13 protein-coding genes are annotated in these 16,700 nt (G+C 67.3%); 6 read left to right on the top strand and 7 right to left on the bottom strand.

Translation table 11 applies throughout. The features are described from left to right. Nucleotides 1–3 precede the first annotated feature (3 nt). Nucleotides 4–1,641, bottom strand: a complete 1,638-nt coding sequence (locus ACH0BU_RS13005; protein ID WP_136452077.1) for an ATP-binding cassette domain-containing protein — start codon at nt 1,639–1,641, stop codon at nt 4–6. Next, a complete protein-coding gene (gene cydD, locus ACH0BU_RS13000; protein ID WP_500264157.1) occupies nt 1,638–3,266 on the bottom strand; it encodes a thiol reductant ABC exporter subunit CydD in 1,629 nt (542 codons plus the stop codon). The genes ACH0BU_RS13005 and cydD overlap by 4 nt, the downstream gene beginning before the upstream one ends. 151 nt (nt 3,267–3,417) lie before the next feature. On the opposite strand from cydD, the gene ACH0BU_RS12995 reads away from it, so the two are divergent. The 4 genes from ACH0BU_RS12995 (at nt 3,418) to ACH0BU_RS12980 (ending at nt 7,083) form a co-directional block, all read left to right on the top strand. After that, nucleotides 3,418–4,986, top strand: coding sequence for a cytochrome ubiquinol oxidase subunit I (locus ACH0BU_RS12995; RefSeq protein WP_046408920.1), 1,569 nt, complete (start codon nt 3,418–3,420; stop codon nt 4,984–4,986). 16 nt (nt 4,987–5,002) lie between these two features. Next, the gene (cydB, locus tag ACH0BU_RS12990; protein WP_500264156.1) at nt 5,003–6,142 is read left to right on the top strand and encodes a cytochrome d ubiquinol oxidase subunit II; all 1,140 of its coding nucleotides are present in this window, start codon (nt 5,003–5,005) and stop codon (nt 6,140–6,142) included. A gap of 15 nt (nt 6,143–6,157) precedes the next feature. After that, the gene (cydX, locus tag ACH0BU_RS12985; protein WP_082102901.1) at nt 6,158–6,280 is read left to right on the top strand and encodes a cytochrome bd-I oxidase subunit CydX; all 123 of its coding nucleotides are present in this window, start codon (nt 6,158–6,160) and stop codon (nt 6,278–6,280) included. A gap of 92 nt (nt 6,281–6,372) precedes the next feature. After that, entirely contained in the window at nt 6,373–7,083 is a 711-nt protein-coding gene (locus ACH0BU_RS12980) for a Crp/Fnr family transcriptional regulator (RefSeq protein WP_125944580.1), read from the top strand. 16 nt (nt 7,084–7,099) lie between these two features. Here the strand turns inward: ACH0BU_RS12980 and ACH0BU_RS12975 are convergent, their stop codons facing one another. Further along, nucleotides 7,100–7,645: a hypothetical protein gene (locus ACH0BU_RS12975; protein WP_136452076.1), complete on the bottom strand. Its 546-nt coding sequence runs from the start codon at nt 7,643–7,645 to the stop codon at nt 7,100–7,102. Between the two features lie 128 nt (nt 7,646–7,773). Between ACH0BU_RS12975 and ubiM the strand changes: the two genes are divergently transcribed. After that, complete coding sequence (ubiM, locus tag ACH0BU_RS12970; RefSeq protein WP_500264155.1) at nt 7,774–8,955, top strand: 5-demethoxyubiquinol-8 5-hydroxylase UbiM; 1,182 nt, start codon at nt 7,774–7,776, stop codon at nt 8,953–8,955. A gap of 117 nt (nt 8,956–9,072) precedes the next feature. Then, nucleotides 9,073–9,786 carry a sterol desaturase family protein gene (locus ACH0BU_RS12965; protein WP_500264154.1) on the top strand — a complete coding sequence of 238 codons (714 nt, stop codon included), beginning with the start codon at nt 9,073–9,075 and terminating at the stop codon, nt 9,784–9,786. An 8-nt stretch (nt 9,787–9,794) separates the two neighbouring features. Here ACH0BU_RS12965 and ACH0BU_RS12960 read toward each other — a convergent pair whose 3' ends face one another. From ACH0BU_RS12960 to ACH0BU_RS12945, 4 genes are all read right to left on the bottom strand, one after another. Then, nucleotides 9,795–10,469, bottom strand: a complete 675-nt coding sequence (locus ACH0BU_RS12960) for a trimeric intracellular cation channel family protein (RefSeq protein ID WP_231621907.1) — start codon at nt 10,467–10,469, stop codon at nt 9,795–9,797. Nucleotides 10,470–10,495: 26 nt separating this feature from the next. Beyond that, a complete protein-coding gene (bsh, locus tag ACH0BU_RS12955) occupies nt 10,496–11,470 on the bottom strand; it encodes a choloylglycine hydrolase (protein WP_125944383.1) in 975 nt (324 codons plus the stop codon). Between the two features lie 211 nt (nt 11,471–11,681). Beyond that, complete coding sequence (locus ACH0BU_RS12950; RefSeq protein ID WP_417158922.1) at nt 11,682–13,553, bottom strand: ribonucleoside-diphosphate reductase subunit alpha; 1,872 nt, start codon at nt 13,551–13,553, stop codon at nt 11,682–11,684. A 456-nt stretch (nt 13,554–14,009) separates the two neighbouring features. Further along, complete coding sequence (locus ACH0BU_RS12945; RefSeq protein ID WP_500264153.1) at nt 14,010–16,649, bottom strand: EAL domain-containing protein; 2,640 nt, start codon at nt 16,647–16,649, stop codon at nt 14,010–14,012. Between the last annotated feature and the right edge of the window lie 51 nt (nt 16,650–16,700).

The following is a 16,700-nucleotide window of genomic DNA, read 5'->3' as shown; positions in this document are numbered from 1 at the left end:
GGATCAGGCAGCGAGTTGCGGCAGCGGGTGATCGCCGGCGAGAAGATCGATCCGGCGCTGGCAGGTGGCGACCATCGCGGGCCGATGGCTGACCAGCAGGAGCCCCTGACCGGTGCGATTCAGCCGCTGCGCCAGCCGCGCGGCCACCAGCTGTTCGGTCGCCGCGTCCAGCCCTTCGCTCGGTTCGTCGAGCAACAGCCAGGGCGCCGCGCTCGCATAAGCGCGGGCGAGGGCGAGCCGCCGGCGCTCACCGCCGGATAGCCGCGCGCCATTCTCACCGACCCATCCGTCGAGCCCGCCGAGCGCGCGCACGCGATCGTCGATCGCGGCATCGTGCAGCGCCTGCCACAGCGCGTCGTCGGACAGCGCCGGATCGGCGAGCAGCAGATTGTCGCGCACAGTGCCCGAGAGCAGGGCGGCATCTTGCGGCGCCCAGCCGAAGCAGCGGCGGCGAATGACGGGATCGATCTGTGCCGCGTCATGCCCATGGAGCGCCATGCTGCCCGGCGCGGGATCTCGCAGGCCGAGCAGCGTTTCGAGCAGCGTCGTCTTGCCGGCGCCCGACGGGCCGACCAACGCGACACGCTCGCCGGGACGAAGGACGGCGCTGCACGGGCTGGCGAGGGTGAGTGTCGGCGCGGCGACAAGCGCAGTGGCCGGGGCAGGGGCAGGGGCAGGGGCGATCTGCGCGGAAGCATTCTCCAGGATGGCGTCGAGCCGGACCTCTGCCTCACGCACGCGTCCCTGCTCGACCAGGGCGCGCAGCAGCGGCCCCAGGCCATCGATCGTCATCGCTGCGGCCAAGGCCGCCATTGCCGCGATCGGCGCGCCGGCGGGGGCGGCAAGGAACAGCGCGCTGGCGGCGGCCAGGCCGATCCCACCCGCGTGAAGCCATTCGAACCAGCCTGCCGCTTCGGTATGCCGGCGATGCGCATGACCCAGTGCGCGCGCCTCCACGGTGATCCGGTCTGCGGCCCAATCCTCCAGCCCGAAGCAGCGAAGCTCCGGCGCGGCATCGACCAGCCGGGCGACTTCCTCGCGCAGCGCGCCGGCCGCCTGCTGAACCGCGCGACCCGGCGCATCCATGCGGCGGGACAATAGCGTGCCGATCACCAGGGTCGCCCCGGCGCAAGCCAGTGTCGCCAGCGCGGCGGGGATACCGCCGAGGATTACCAAACAGCCGCCGGCGCCGACAGCGGCGGCAATGCCCCAGGGTGCTGACAGGCGGACGAAGCGGCTCTCGATCGCGCCGACATCATCGACGAGGCGTGCGGTTGCTTCTCCGGTGCCGAGCGCCATCGCGCGGTGGACCGGCGCGGCGGCCAGCGCACGGTACAAGGCGGGCCGGATGCGTGCGAGCGCGCCAAACGACGCCTCGTGGCTGGCCAGCCGCTCACCATAGCGCGCGCCGGTCCTGACGATCGCGAGCAGGCGGATGCCGGCGGATGGCAGCATGTAGTTGAAGGCCAGCGCCACCGCCGGCCCCGCCGCCCCGGCAATCGCGGCGGCGGTGATGAACCAGCCCGACAGGCCGAGGAGAACAACCGAGGCCGCGGCGACCAGCGCGGCAAAGAGCGACGCGCGCAGCAGCAGGCGACGCTGGGCGCGACGTTCAGCGGCGATCAGCGTGGCGAGGGTCATTGGCTGTCTCCGAGGCGGACGACCTGGTCGGCGATGGCGGCAAGGCGCTCGCTATGGGTGGCGAGGAGGGTGGTGCGTCCACGGCACGCGCCGGCGATGGTGGCGATCAGCGCGGTTTCGCTGGCGTGATCGAGATGCGCGGTCGGCTCGTCCAGCAGCAGCAACGGCGCCGGCTTCAGCAGCGCGCGGGCGAGTGCGATCCGACGTCGTTCGCCGCCCGACAGCCCGCTGCCGCGCGAATCGATTTCGCTGTCCAGCCCCGCCGGACGGCGTGCCAGCATCGGTCCAAGCCCCGCGCCCTCGACCGCGGCGTCGAGATCGCGGGGCGTCGCTTTCGGATTGGCCAGCAGCAGATTGTCGCGGATCGTGCCGGCGAGCAGCAGCGGGTGCTGCCCGGCCCAGCTGGCGAGCGGCGCGATCGTCCCCATCGTGTCGAGCGGCACGCCGTCCACCAGCACCGTGCCGCTTTCCATCGGCGCGAGGCCGAGCAGCAGGTGGAGCAGGCTCGACTTGCCGCTGCCCGACGGGCCGACCAGCGCGATCGTCTGTCCGGGCGCGGCGGTGAAGGAGAGGTTGGCGACCGCTGGGCGGTCGCTGTCGGGATAGCGGATCGTCACATCGTGGAAGGCGAGTGCGGGCTGGGCGGAAATCGGCCGCGGGCGCGCCGGGGTGAGCGGGGCGGGGAGCGCCATCAGCCGCTCGGCCGCCGTCTCTGCCGACTGCTTGTCGTGATAGGCGGCGGCAAGGCGGCGCATCGGACCATAGAATTCGGGTGCCAGCGCCAGCACGAAGAAGGCCCGGCCGAGATCGAGCTGTTCGGGCACGGGGAAGGGGAGTTGGCCGAGCAGGTTGAAGCCGCAATAGACCGCGACCAGCGCCACTGATAGCGCGGCGAAGAATTCGAGCGCCGCGGAGGACAGGAAGGCGACCCGCAGCACACGCATCGTTCGTTTGGCGAGCTCGTCCGCCGCTTCGCCCAGCGCCTTCGCCTCGCGCTGCTCCGCCCCGAAGGCGAGCACCACCGGCAGGGCGCGCACGCGATCCGCAAAGCGGCCGGAAAGGCGCGACAAGGCGACGAACTGGCGGCGCGATTCATCCGCCGCGGCGCCGCCGGCGAGCGCCATTGCGATGACGAAGGGGATCAGCGTGCCGAGCAGGATCGCCGCCGATACCGGGCTGGCGATGGCGGTGGCGGCCAGTACCAGTAGGGGCGCCAGCACGGCCGCGCGTCGCGCCGGGAGGAAGCGGGCGACATAGCCGTCGAGCGCCTCCACCTCGTCAACCGCGGCAGTGATCCAGCCGCCCATGGTGGTGGCGCCACCCGGCGCGCGGTGAAGCGCGGCCTCCACCACGCGGCGGCGCACCTGCGCCTTCGACCGCTCGGCTGCAGCGGCGCCGATCCGCGCCGATGCCATGGCGAACAGCCCACGGGCCGCGCCGGTCACCGCGACCAGCGCCGCCCAGGGAAGGACGGCGGCGAGGCCATCCGGTACTGCGACCACGCCGCCCGCAAGGCCGGCGGCAAAGCCGATGGCGGCGAGCGTATCCAGCAGCAGCACGGCGCCGGCAGCGCCCGCGCCCGTGCCGGCCGCGGCGGTGAGCCACCGGCCGCGCGCACGGGCCATGGCCTTTGTCGATGGGATCGCAGTCATGCACGGCAGGTCGCTGCGAAACAGCGCCAGGTCTTTGACCACGGTCAATGTTGCGCGTGCGGCCCGGGCCTACCGCGCGGCCATCCAGGGGCCGGACGTGCGGCCCCACGGGGGAGACATTTCAATGGACCTCGGGGTCACAGACCTGTCGCGGCTGCAATTCGCGCTGACCGCGCTGTACCACTTCCTGTTCGTGCCGTTGACGCTCGGCCTGTCGTTCATGCTCGTCATCATGGAATCGATCTATGTGATGACGAACCGCCCGGTGTGGCGGGTCGCGACTCGGTTCTGGGGCAAGATCTTCGGCATCAATTTCGCGCTGGGTGTCGCGACCGGGCTCACCATGGAGTTCCAGTTCGGCACCAACTGGTCGTATTTCTCGCATTATGTCGGCGACATCTTCGGTGCGCCGCTCGCGATCGAGGGGCTGATGGCCTTCTTCCTCGAGGCGACCATGGTCGGCATCATGTTCTTCGGCTGGGACCGGCTGTCGAAACTGGGCCACCTCATCGTCACCTTCCTGGTGGCGCTTGGCACCAACCTGTCCGCCTTGTGGATCCTGATTGCCAACGGCTGGATGCAGAACCCGGTCGGCGCGACCTTCAATCCCGAAACTATGCGGATGGAGGTGAGCGACTTTGGCGCGGTGCTGTTCAATCCGATTGCGCAGGCCAAGTTCGTCCACACCGTCAGCGCCGGCTACGTCATCGCCTCCGCACTCGTGCTGGGCGTATCGGCCTATTACCTGCTGAAAGGCCGCTTCATCCCCGTGGCGCGTCGGTCGATGACGGTCGCCGCGGCGTTCGGCCTTGCCTCCTCGCTGTCGGTCGTCGTGCTGGGTGACGAGAGCGGCTATGCGCTGACCGACAACCAGAAGATGAAGCTCGCCGCGATCGAGGCGGTCTGGCACACCGAGCCTGGCCCCAGTGGCCTGACGCTGGTCGGCTATCCCGATTCCGTCGCACGCGAGACGCGCTACAAGGTCGAGATTCCGTGGCTGCTGGGCCTGATCGCGACGCGCAGCCTGGATGGCACCGTTGCCGGCATGTCGGAACTGGTGCTGAAGGCGCAGGAGCGGATCGCGTCGGGCATCATCGCTTATGATGCGGTCGAACGGTTGAAGACCGATCCCACCAATGCCGAGCAGCGCGCCCGGTTCGAGACGCACAAGCGCGACCTTGGCTATGCCCTGCTGCTGAAGCGGCATCTGGACGATCCGCGCCTGGCGACCCCGGCGCAGATCGAGGCGGCGGCGTGGGACACGGTGCCTGACGTGGGCCTGATGTTCTGGACCTTCCGCGTGATGGCGCTGATCGGCTTTGCGATGATCGCGCTGTTCGGTGCGGCATTCGTCCTGTGCTCGCTACGGTTGCATCTGCAGAGCCGCTGGTTCCTGAAGCTGGCCGTTGCGGCCATCCCGCTGCCGTGGATCGCGGCCGAGATGGGCTGGATCGTCGCCGAGCTGGGCCGCCAGCCCTGGGCGATCGAAGGCGTCCTGCCGACGTTCCTGGCGCACAGCACCCTGAGCCGCGGCGCCCTGTGGACGACGATCGCGGGCTTCACCGCGCTGTATGGCGGCCTGGCCGTGATCGAGGTTCGCCTGATCCTCGCCGCGATCAAGCACGGGCCGGATGCGCGCGAGCCTGATCAGCCGGCGCCGGGACCGATCCCCGCCGAGCCCATTACCGCCTGAACGAAAGGATCGAACCATGTTCGACTATGAGACGCTCCGCGTCATCTGGTGGGCGCTGATGGGCGTGCTGCTCATCGGCTTCGCCCTCACCGATGGGTACGACCTGGGGGTGGCATCGCTGCTGCCCTGGGTTGCCAAGACCGACGCCGAGCGGCGTATGGTGATCAACAGCGTGGGACCGACCTGGGAGGGTAACCAGGTGTGGTTCATCCTGGGCGGCGGTGCGATCTTCGCCGCCTGGCCGCACGTCTATGCCGTCAGCTTCTCCGGCTTCTATCTGGCGATGTTCGTGGTGCTATCGGCGCTGATCCTGCGGCCGGTGGGGTTCAAATATCGCTCCAAGCGGCCGGACCCGGCGTGGCGCACCCGTTGGGACTGGGCATTGTTCGTCGGCGGCTTCGTCCCGGCCCTGGTGTTCGGTGTGGCGGTCGGCAACGTGCTGCAGGGCGCGCCTTTCCGCATCGATAGCGACCTGCGCTCCTTCTACGAAGGCAGTTTCCTTGACCTGTTCACGCCCTTCACGCTGCTGTGCGGCCTGTTGTCGGTCGCGATGCTGGTGCTGCACGGCGCGGCGTGGCTGGCGATCAAGGTGGAGCGTGGGCCAGTGCACGATCGCGCCCGCACCGTCGGCAGCGTCGCGGCGATCGCGACGATCGCGCTGTTCGCGGTCGGCTATGTGTTCGTCGCTTATGGCGATGTCGGGTATCGCATCACCAGCGTCGTCGATCCGGCCGGCCCGTCCAACCCGCTGCGCACCACCGCCGAACAGGCCGCGGGCGGCTGGCTCACCAACTTTGCGCTTTATCCCTGGATGGTGGCGGCGCCGCTGATGGGCTCGGTCGGTGCGGTGCTGGCGTTTGTCGGCATCCGCCGCGGCGCCGAGGTGCTGGCCTTTGCCGGCTCATCCTCCGCCGCGGTCGGGATCATCGCCACCGTTGGCTGTTCGATGTTCCCGTTCATCCTGCCGTCCAGCATCGATGCGCATTCCAGCCTGACGGTGTGGAACGCATCGTCCACGCACCGGACGCTGGGGATCATGCTGTTCGTTACGGTGGTCTTCCTGCCCATCGTGCTCGCCTACACCGCCTGGGCATACAAGGTGATGTTCGGCCGGGTGACGACGGAGGAAGTCCGCACCAACCCTGACTTCTACTGACAGGAGGCTGATACGATGTGGTATTTCACCTGGGTTCTCGGCCTTGGCCTCGCCGTCCTGTTCGGCATCCTCAACGGCATCTGGCACGAATTCCATCTGCCGATCGAGGATGACGACGAGGCGCCGGCGCGCCGGTGATCGACGCAGCACGGGGTGACGCGCGTGCGTCGCCCCGTTTTGCATGACAAGGCGGGGGCGACAGACCTGCGCCGCCGACCTATATGGCAGCCATGCTGGCCAAGGATATTTGTGCGGATTGCGCCGTGCGCGACCAGGCGCTGTGCGGCAGCCTCGACGATCAGGAACTCGTCGCGCTCAATTCGATCGGGCAGCGCCGCCGGGTGCCGCGCGGCGCCACCGTCATGTGGGCGGGCGATGAAAGCGTGATCTGCGCCAATCTGCTGTCCGGCGTGCTGAAGCTGGTGGCGTCGACCGCCGACGGGCGCGAGCAGATCGTCGGTCTGCTTTATGCCTCCGACTTCGTCGGCACGCCCTTTACCGATCACGCCGATTTCACGATCACCGCACTGACCGATGCCGAATTGTGCGTCTTCCCCCGCCAGGCGTTCGAGCGGGTGCTGGAGGATCATGCGCGCATGGAGCACGTGCTGCTGCAACGCACGCTGCGCGCGCTGAACGAGGCGCGCGGCCGGATGCTGACGCTGGCGCGCAAATCGGCGGAGGAGAAGATCGCCGGCTTCCTGCTCGACATGGCGTCACGCGCGGGCAGCACCGGATGCCGCGCGACGCCCGACGGGCCATTGACCTTTGACCTGCCGCTGACGCGCGGTCAGATCGCTGACGTGCTGGGGCTGACGATCGAGACCGTCAGCCGGCAGATGACGAAGCTGAAAAGCGCCGGCGTCATCTCGCTGCCCGGCGGGCGGGGGATCACCATCGCCGATCAGAACGCGCTGGAACTGCGCGCACAGGCGGCCTGAGGGCAGCGACGGCGGGCTAGCCGGCGGCGGCCCGCCGTCCCAGCGCCTCGACCAGCAATGCCCGCCCCTCTGCGGTGAGCCGCTGGTGCGCGGCCGCGAGGATCGCCAGCTGTTCGAGCTCGATCGATGCGCGGCAGCCAGTGAAGAAACAGCGCAGCATATAGCCGAGCGTCGCCGCATCAGGCGTAGGCGTTTCGTCATCGGGCCGAAGCGCGGCGATCAGTTCCTGCGCGTAAACGGTGTTGGCAACGCGCCGCGTCTCGATCAGGCGGGATAGTGCCGTGCCGAGCGGGTCAGTGCCGGACGGGCGCAGGAACGGGGCGACCGGGCAGCGATCATCGTCACCAGTTGCGATCACCATCTCCAGTCCGCTGCACAGCCGCGCGCACGTTGCCGGATCCGGCAATGCGGGCAGGGCGTCGGCGCATTGCTCCAGCGCGTCGCACAGCGCGGCGACGCCGGTGTGAAAGGCGACGAGGCGCATCAGGTCGACTTCCTGCACCACCTGCCAGCCACGCGAAAACGCCAGCACGAGGCCGGCAGAACGATCATGCCTCGTCACGGGCAAACTCCCTTTGTGCGGGGAGGCTAGCGTACGGCCCGCATGCGGCTTTGACCGGGGTCAAACCGACCCGCCTCCACGCCGTGCAATGCCACCAGCCGAATGATGATGATGGTGGGGCATGTCTGATGGATCATGATGTCGTGGTGATCGGCGGCGGGCCGGCGGGATTGGCGCTTGCCTGTTCGTTGCGCGGAACCGGCCTGCGGATCGCCGTGGTGGAGCGCCAGCCCGCGGACGTGCTCGCCAACCCACCAAGCGACGGGCGCGAGATCGCGTTGACCCATCGCTCCGTGCGCCTGCTGCAGGAGATGGGTGCGTGTCAGCATCTCGACCCCGCGATAATCGCGCCCCTGCGCGCGGCACGCGTGCTGAACGGCCGTTCACCGTTCGCGCTCTCGTTCGATCCGGCTGGCGGTGCGCAGGACTGGCTGGGGCAGCTGGTGCCCAATCATCAATTGCGCCGGGCGCTTTATCGAACCGCGTTCGAGGCCGGCGATGGACCGGCGGGGCTGGAACTGGTCGCCGGCGTTGCGGTGGATCGTGTGCGCACCGGGCCGGCGGCCGCAAGGGTGACACTGGCCGACGGGCGTGAGTTGCGCAGCCGCCTGCTGGTGGCGGCGGATTCGCGCTTCTCGAAGGTGCGCGAGCAGCTTGGCATTGCCGCGTCGATCAACCGGCTCGGCCGATCGATGATGGTGTGCCGCGTGGCGCATGACCGCGACCATGGCGGCGTGGCGACCGAATGGTTCGATCATGGGCAGACCATCGCGCTGCTGCCGCTGCCGGGACGCACCTCGTCCATCGTGCTGACGCTGCCGGCGGGGGAGATCGAGCGGATCGCCAGCCTTGATCGCGCGGCCCTGGGGGCGGAGCTGACGATGCGGTCGGCCGGTCGGCTGGGGCGGTGCACGGTGGTGGAGGATCCGCACGTCTATCCACTTGCCACCACTTTTGCCCAGCACTTTGCCGCGACGCGCGCGGCGCTGATCGGCGATGCCGCGGTGGGGATGCATCCGGTGACGGCGCATGGCTTCAACCTGGGATTGCAGGGGCAAGCGACCCTGGCCCGGCTGATCCGCGAGGCGGTGAGCGCGGGGCGCGACATCGCCTCTGCGCTGCTGCTGCGCCGCTACGAGGCGGCGCATCGGCTCGCCACCCGCCCGCTTTACACCGGCACCAATCTGCTGGTGCGCCTCTACACCGATGATCGACCACTGGCCGGGGTGGCACGCCATGCGGTGCTGCGGGCAGGCGCGCGCCTGCCGCTTGCCCGCCAGCTGGTCAGCCGCTCGCTGATGCAGCGTTGATCCCCGTCAATGATCGCGCAGGTCCGCGGCGCTAGCCCGCCGCCCGAACAAGAGGTCGGGGGTATCGTGGACATTGTATCAAAGGGCTTTTGGCACCGGTCGCATCATCTCGACCGTATGACGTTGCGCGAGCTGGTGGTCGCCTATTTCCAGCATTACGCCATCCTCTGCTACCTCGCGCTGACCGCGCTTTCCATTGGCGTGTTCGTCATGCAGCCGGCGCCGGTGCTGCCGACGATCGCCACGATCGCGCTGATCGTCCTGGCCTATCCATTGATATGGTATTGCCTGCACCGCTGGGTGCTGCACTGCCACTGGATGTTCAAGGTGCCGTGGCTGGCGGCCACGTGGAAGCGGATCCACTACGACCATCACCAGGATCCCAACCATCTGGAGGTGCTGTTCGGCGCGCTCTACACCACGTTGCCGACGCTGCTGCTGGTGTCGGCGCTGCCGGGCTATCTGATCGGCGGGGTGGGCGGGGCGGCGGCCGGTTTTGCCACCGGGCTGCTGGCGACGTGCTTCTATGAGTTTTTCCACTGCATCCAGCACCTGTCGTACAAGCCGCGCGCGGGATGGCTGGCGCGGATGAAGGTGCGCCACATGGAACATCATTTCCATGACGAGGACGGCAATTTCGGCATCACCAACTTTGCCTGGGATCGACTGTTCGGCACGCTCTACACCCGCCGCGAACGCCCGCTGAAAAGCGCCACGGTGTTCAACCTAGGCTATACCCGCACGATGGCGGCCCGCTATCCCTGGGTGGCGCGGCGATCCAACGGCTTCGTTGCTGAAAGCCATCCGCGGCAGCGCCAGCGGCGGGGCTGAACGAGGTATCAAGTGGCGGCGTCGTCTCTTGGATCGCGCGAGGTCAGCGCAACGGGCAGCCGCCACCCGAAATGGATCGCCGCAACGCGCAGCGCGAAGCAGGCGAGGGCGGACAGGATGGCGGTGGGGACGAGCGGCAGGCGCAGCCAGCTGCCGGTGACCGCCAGCCCGGCGCCGAGGAGCGCGGCCACCGCGTAGATATCCGCCTGCAACACGGTTGGCGTGCGGGTGACGAGGATGTCGCGCGCCATCCCGCCGCCGATCCCCGTGACCATGCCGAGCAGCGCGGCCATCAGCGGGTCCAGTCCGTAGGTCAGCGCCTTTTCCGCGCCGGCGACCGAGAACAGGGCAAGGCCAGCGGCGTCGAACAGCTGGATGGCGGTGTGCAGCCGCGCCCAGGGCGAATACCAGAAGAAGATCGCCAGTCCCGCGGCGACCGATGTCGCCAGATAGCGCCAGTCGCTGATCGCAGTCGGCGGCACCGCACCGATCAGAACGTCGCGCATGATCCCGCCGGCACTGGACGCTGCGAATGACAGCACCAGGACGCCGAACACGTCCAGCCGCCGATGTACCCCCAGCATCGCGCCACTGATCGCAAACACGAACGTGCCCACCAGATCCATGAAGAACAGCAATTCGTGGACGGCCTGCTGCTCCAGCATCGCGCTGCTTGCGGTCACCAGCCGGTTCCTCCTGCTGCGCGCCGCTAGTTCTGCATCCTTATCTGCTGACCCTTGACCAGCGGGTAGACCGCAAGGTCATGGCCATCCAGATTCTCCTTGTGCATGTCGACGGCCGTAATCTGGCTGTTCTCGTAGGTAGTGTAATAATAGATGCCTGTGGCGGTGTTGCAGCATGATGAATAGATCGTGATCTCATATTTTTCGTCGCCGACATTGGCACACCCGCGTTGTTGCGCGACCGATCCCAGAATCTGGAAGAATTGGCTGATGGATTCTGATTCCGAGTCTCCGCAGACCGAGTTCATCTTGGTGAAGGTCGCCTTCACGAAGCGGGAGGGGGAGGACAGGTCACCCGGCAGCCCAAGCGCACCCATGCCGCGGCTGTAGATGTCGAAGGTGATCGCGCTGGAGAAATTGTTGGTCGGCGGATAACGCGACAGGTGCATGTAATTGTTCAGGTTGAACAATTGCATGTCGAAGGTGGGGTTGTTGGTCAGCACGCCGACGGGATTGTCATAGACCTTGAGCCCGTCACGCAGCGGCTCGACGGTGATGGAGCGGTCCCGATCGGCGATGATCCAGTGCAGGGGGGAGGTGGGCATCCCCTCGCTGAACGCCTCATCGAACAGGTTTACCGATGGAAGCGCGGCCTCAACCTCGGCCACCGTTTCGAATTGGGCCAGCACCCAGAGGACGAATTCAAACGAGGTGACGTTCGTCTTGCCGGCGGCCGCGGGCAGATAGGCGGCGTTCCCGCTGAACGCGAGTCCGGCCATGCTGAGGCCCTTCTCGTTGGTGCCGTCGTAATAGAGCGGGTAGTTGTTCGCGACGGTGGCCATGCCGATGATTGCGTGATGCGCCTCGATCGGTGGCAGCTTGCGAAGCGCGATCGGGAAGTTGCGCGGCGTGAAAGTGACGGCTTCGCCATACGACATTTCGTAATCGAGATTGCGCCCGAAATAATGATCCTTGGTGGTGAAGCTCAGTCCGGTGCACATTGCCGTTCTCCGTCCCGCACTTGCCGACAGTGCGCGATGATGCGCCGCGGGAGGGGACGGTGACTGCTTCGGTCCCGCACAGGGCAATGTCTATCTTCGGGAAAGTACGCAGCGTGCGGTCCCGGTTAGTCTCCGTTTGCCAATAGCGAAGGGGCAGCCAAAGCATGTCGCCCGGCTGCCCCCGTTCATGGTCGTGCTTTTGAGCAGCGCCTCATTGACAGGCGAGGCACTCGTCATAATCGGTCGTTTCGCCCAGATCGAACTTGGGCTTCTCGATCGTGTTGTCGGCCTCCACGCCGCCAGCAAAGCCGGCGCGCTGCACGCTCTTGGAGCGCAGATAATAGAGCGACTTGATGCCCAGTTCCCACGCGCGGAAGTGAAGCATCAGCAGATCCCACTTCTCGACGTCCGCCGGGATGAACAGGTTTAGCGACTGGGCCTGGTCGATATAGGGCGAACGATCGCCCGCCAGTTCCAGCAGCCAGCGCTGGTCGATCTCGAAGCTGGTCTTGAAGCAATCCTTCTCTTCCTGGCTGAGGAAGTCGAGGTGCTGCACGCTGCCGCCATGCTCGAGGATCGAGTTCCAGACGCTGTCCGCGTTCTTGCTCTTCTCGTTGAGCAGCTTCTCCAGATACGGGTTCTTCACCGCGAAGCTGCCGGACAGCGTCTTGTGGGTGTAGATGTTGGCCGGGATCGGCTCGATGCAGGCGGACGTGCCACCGCAGATGATCGAGATCGACGCGGTCGGCGCGATCGCCATCTTGCAGCTGAACCGCTCCATCACGCCCATGTCGGCCGCATCGGGGCAGGGGCCACGCTCGGCCGCCAGCGTCATCGATGCCTGGTTCACCTGCGCATTGATGTGCTTGAAGATGCGCAGGTTCCAGCTCTTCGCCATCGCGCCTTCCATCGGCAGGCCGCGTGCCTGGAGGAAGGAGTGGAAGCCCATGACGCCGAGGCCGACCGAGCGCTCACGCGCCGCGGAGTAAGCCGCACGCTCCATGCCCGGCTCATGCCGGTCGATATAATCCTGCAGCACATTGTCGAGGAAGCGCATCACGTCCTCGATGAACTGCTTGTCGTCCTTCCACTGGTCCCACGTCTCCAGGTTGAGCGAGGAGAGGCAGCAGACCGCGGTGCGATCATTGCCGAGATGGTCGCGGCCCGTCGGCAGCGTGATCTCGCTGCACAGGTTCGAGGTGGAGACCTTCAGGCCCAGGTCGCGGTGATGCTTGGGCATGTTCTTGTTCACGTGATCGGCGAACACGATGTACGGCTCGCCGGTCGCCAAGCGAGTCTCGACCAGCTTCTGGAACAGGCTGCGCGCATCGACCTTGCCGCGGACGGTGCCATCCTTGGGGGACTTCAGCTCCCATTCGCCGCCGTCGCGCACCGCTTCCATGAACGCGTCGGGGATCAGCACGCCGTGGTGCAGGTTCAGCGCCTTGCGGTTGAAATCGCCCGAGGGCTTACGGATCTCGAGGAACTCCTCGATCTCCGGGTGCGACACGTCGAGATAGCAGGCGGCCGAGCCGCGGCGCAGCGAACCCTGGCTGATCGCCAGCGTCAGGCTGTCCATCACGCGCACGAAGGGGATGATGCCGCTGGTCTTGCCGTTGAGGCCGACCGGCTCACCGATGCCGCGCACATTGCCCCAATAGGTGCCGATGCCGCCGCCTCGCGACGCGAGCCAGACATTCTCGTTCCAGGTGTCGACGATGCCGTTCAGGCTGTCGGGCACGGAATTGAGGTAGCAGCTGATCGGCAGCCCGCGCCCGGTGCCGCCGTTCGACAGCACCGGCGTCGCCGGCATGAACCACAGGCGGCTGATGTAATCGTAGATGCGCTGCGCATGCGCGGCATCATCGGCGTAGGCGCTCGCGACGCGCACGAAGAGATCCTGATAGGATTCGCCCGGCAACAGGTAGCGATCCTGCAGCGTGTCCTTGCCGAAATCGGTCAACAGCGCATCGCGCGAATGATCGACCTCGATCGGGTACGGCTTGCGCAACGCACCCTTGGTCGCGCTCGCTTCCGCTGCGCCCGTGCCCTCGGCACTTGCTACTAAGGTGTCGGTTGCCATGTTCGCCTCGTTCGCGTCTCTAAAATCCATCGCCGCCGTTCCCCCAGTTGAGCTCGTCCGAATCGGAGGCGAGCCATCATGCTACACCCGAACGCGCTTCACTAAGAACAAAAAGGGATCAATGTGGGTGCCTCGCCCGCATGTCCGTTCCCTTCAGCGGCAGAGCGGCCGCTATCTGTTCTACCAGCACTAGCGCCCGCCGTAGCAGTCTACCCCCACAGATTGTGGCAGAGCGCGCGAAGAGGCAAGGGGGAAGGTGGTCTCGAAGCGGCCATTTGAGTGCCGCTCCGTCGCCTCGCCATGCGGCGACGCGTGGACTTCCGCGGGGTTCGCGAATTGCAAGGCTGAAGGTCGCGAGGGAAAAATTTTCCCGGGCTTGTGGCGCGGCGCCGGACATGCGGCCGGGGCGGGTCTAACGCGCCGCTCGCGCTCCTGACCAGCGCAGAACTGCGGCGCTCAGCCCGCCTTGCGCAGCGTGCGCGGCTGCGCCGGCGACAGGCGTTCCATGTCGAAATGGCGGGTGAATTCCAACCCGGCGCGGCCCTCGTCGACCCAGCGGATCACGGCGGGGAACATCTCCTCCTCGACCAGTTCGATGCGCACCTCGGCGCCGACCGCCTCTTCCGGGAAGTCGACGCCGTCGATCATCACCCCGGTCGCCGACAGGTTGCGGATCCGCACCTCGCCGGTGTCGCCGCCGACCTCGAGCCGCGCCGATCGCAGCACGGTGGACCGCGCGGCGCGGCTGACGCGGTGGCCCACCGCAAGCGCCGCGCCGTCCTGTTCGCGGAACAGCGCCAGCATCTCAGCGGCGCGGCCGGGGCGGCCATAGACGAAGCCCTGGATGTGGCTGCAGCCAAGGTCTCGGATCAGCGCGATCTCGTCCTGCTGCTCGACGCCCTCGGCGGTGGTTTCCATCCCCAGCGTCTCTGCCAGCGTCACGATCGCGCGGATGATCGCCGCGTTGCGGTTACCGGCCTGGATCGCACCGCGCACGAAGCTCTGGTCGATCTTGATCTTGTCGAATGGCGCCTTCTTCAGATAGCCGAGCGAGGAATAGCCGGTGCCGAAATCGTCGAGCGCCAGGCGAACCCCGATCCCCTTCAGCGCCCGGAACATGTGGCTGGAGGAGGAATCGTCGGTCAGGAAGACGCTTTCGGTGATTTCCAGCTCCAGTCGGCTGGCGGCGAGACCGGCGGAGGCAATCGCGCTGGTGACGATCGCCGGCAGCGCGGGATTGGCGAACTGGATCGCCGAGACGTTGACGGCGATGCGGACCGGGTCGGGCCATTGCGCCGCTTCCGCGCAGGCGGTGCGCAGGACCCACTCGCCGATCGCCTCAATCATCCCGCATTCCTCCGCGATCGGGATGAAGTCGGCCGGGCTGACCGCGCCGCGGATCGGATGCACCCAACGCAGCAGCGCTTCATAGCCGACCACGCGCTCGCTGCTGGTCGAAACGACGGGCTGATAGACAAGGTGGAATTCGTCGTTGGCGAGCGCCTGGCGAAGGTCGTCCTCCAGCCGCTTGCGGTTCTGCGCGCCGGCCAGCATCTCCTCGCGGAAGAAGCGTGAAACGCCGCGGCCGTCCGCCTTGGCGGCGTAGAGCGCGAGGTCGGCATTGCGGATCAACGTCTCGCTGTCATTGCCATGTTCGGGTGCGATGGCGATGCCGATCGAACAGCCGATCGACACTGACGAGCCGCCCAGGAAATAGGGCTGCGACAAGGCGGCGATGATCTGCTGCGCCAGCGCGCCCAGACGTTCGCGATTGCCCTCGCGCGGCAGGACGACCTGAAACTCGTCGCCGCCCAGGCGCCCGACGAGGCCCGCGTCGCCGACGCTCTGCTGCAGCCGATGGGCGACCTGTTTCAGCAGTTCGTCGCCCATCTGGTGGCCGAGCGTGTCGTTCACCGCCTTGAACCGGTCGAGGTCGAGCAGCAGCAGCGCGTTGGTGCTGCGTGCGCCCGTGACTGGCGCCAGCGTCTGATCGAGCGACAGGCGCATCCGCTGGCGATTGGCGAGGCCGGTCAGGCTGTCGAACAGTGCCAGCCGCGTGATCTCCGCATCGGCACGACGCTTTTCGGTGAGGTCGGAGCCGAAGCCGATGAAGCCGTGGAATCGGCCAAGATCGTCCAGCAGCGGCCGGCCGGAGATCGACCACCATCGGTCGCCGCCCGCCTCGAACGCGGGGCGCACCGAATAATCGGAGAAACTGGTGCGCGCCGACAGGTGAAAGGTCAGCGTCCGCTCGGTATCCGCCATGGTCGAATCGACCCGGAAAATCTCTACCAGCCGCTGGCCCAGCGGCATGAAGCCAAGCGTCTGCAACTCGTTGACCAGCTTGCCGCTGAGGTGAACCAGGCAGCCATAACGGTCGGTCTGCCAGAACCAGCCCGTGCTGTGGCTTTCATATTCCGCGATCAGCCGGACCGCGAGGACTCGGTCACGTTCCTCCTGCTCGCGCGTGCCCAGCGCCTGATGATCGCGCCGCGCCATGCGCAACACGCCGACCAGCAACAAGGTGGCGAGCACGATCGCGGCGGTCGACGCTGCGCCCAGCCCCGCGTTCACCGGCACCAGCATCGCCAGCGTGAGCGCCAGGGCGAGCGAGGCGACGCGCACAGAATGAAGCGCGATCGCCGCCATGATGATCGCGCCGAAGCAGGTCACGAAGGCGGTGACCTGAAGCGATCCGCCGGGCAGATGCTGTATCACCGCAAGCTGCAGCGACAGCGCCGCGGACAGTAAAGCGACCAGAGTCGTCAGGATCGTCACGCGGCGATGCGGCGGCAGCGCCCGGGCGGCGGGGAGGGCAAGCAATCCCCAGATCATCAGCGGCAGGACCGCGAGCAGCGGCAGCAGCCCCACGGTGCGCGCAGTGGGCGTGCCGCTCAGGCCAAGCGCCAGCGCCAGCCCGGCCGTACCCAGCAGCAGCACCGCGGCAACGACGGGCCACAAGGCGGCGACGTCATTGAGCCGTTTGTCGGTCGCCTCGTTGATCGCGTCATGGCCGGTGGCGACAAGCCCCAGCGCCTCAGCGAGGCGGGGCTGCTCCGGCGCGAGCGGGCGCGGTGTACGGCGTACGAATCCCATCCCGCCGACGGTAGGGGGAGAGGATTGGCAAAACGTTTATGGCTAGGGGGC

The sequence above is a fragment of the Sphingomonas olei genome, from assembly GCF_045369765.1.
In the GTDB taxonomy this organism is placed as follows: Bacteria; Pseudomonadota; Alphaproteobacteria; order Sphingomonadales; family Sphingomonadaceae; genus Sphingomonas; species Sphingomonas panaciterrae.
The sequence above is the reverse complement of the archived record's forward strand: the minus strand, read 5'-3'. Positions and strand labels throughout refer to the sequence as shown.

Bases quoted from the DNA above. Each gene is read 5' to 3' on its own strand.
- ACH0BU_RS12980 (WP_125944580.1), top strand. From the start codon at position 6,373: ATGCTGGCCAAGGATATTTGTGCGGATTGCGCCGTGCGCGACCAGGCG.
- cydD (WP_500264157.1), bottom strand. From the start codon at position 3,266: ATGGCCCGTGCGCGCGGCCGGTGGCTCACCGCCGCGGCCGGCACGGGC.
- ACH0BU_RS12965 (WP_500264154.1), top strand. From the start codon at position 9,073: ATGACGTTGCGCGAGCTGGTGGTCGCCTATTTCCAGCATTACGCCATC.
- ACH0BU_RS13005 (WP_136452077.1), bottom strand. From the start codon at position 1,641: ATGACCCTCGCCACGCTGATCGCCGCTGAACGTCGCGCCCAGCGTCGC.
- cydB (WP_500264156.1), top strand. From the start codon at position 5,003: ATGTTCGACTATGAGACGCTCCGCGTCATCTGGTGGGCGCTGATGGGC.
- ACH0BU_RS12995 (WP_046408920.1), top strand. From the start codon at position 3,418: ATGGACCTCGGGGTCACAGACCTGTCGCGGCTGCAATTCGCGCTGACC.
- ubiM (WP_500264155.1), top strand. From the start codon at position 7,774: ATGGATCATGATGTCGTGGTGATCGGCGGCGGGCCGGCGGGATTGGCG.
- bsh (WP_125944383.1), bottom strand. From the start codon at position 11,470: ATGTGCACCGGACTGAGCTTCACCACCAAGGATCATTATTTCGGGCGC.
- ACH0BU_RS12950 (WP_417158922.1), bottom strand. From the start codon at position 13,553: ATGGCAACCGACACCTTAGTAGCAAGTGCCGAGGGCACGGGCGCAGCG.
- ACH0BU_RS12945 (WP_500264153.1), bottom strand. From the start codon at position 16,649: ATGGGATTCGTACGCCGTACACCGCGCCCGCTCGCGCCGGAGCAGCCC.
- cydX (WP_082102901.1), top strand. From the start codon at position 6,158: ATGTGGTATTTCACCTGGGTTCTCGGCCTTGGCCTCGCCGTCCTGTTC.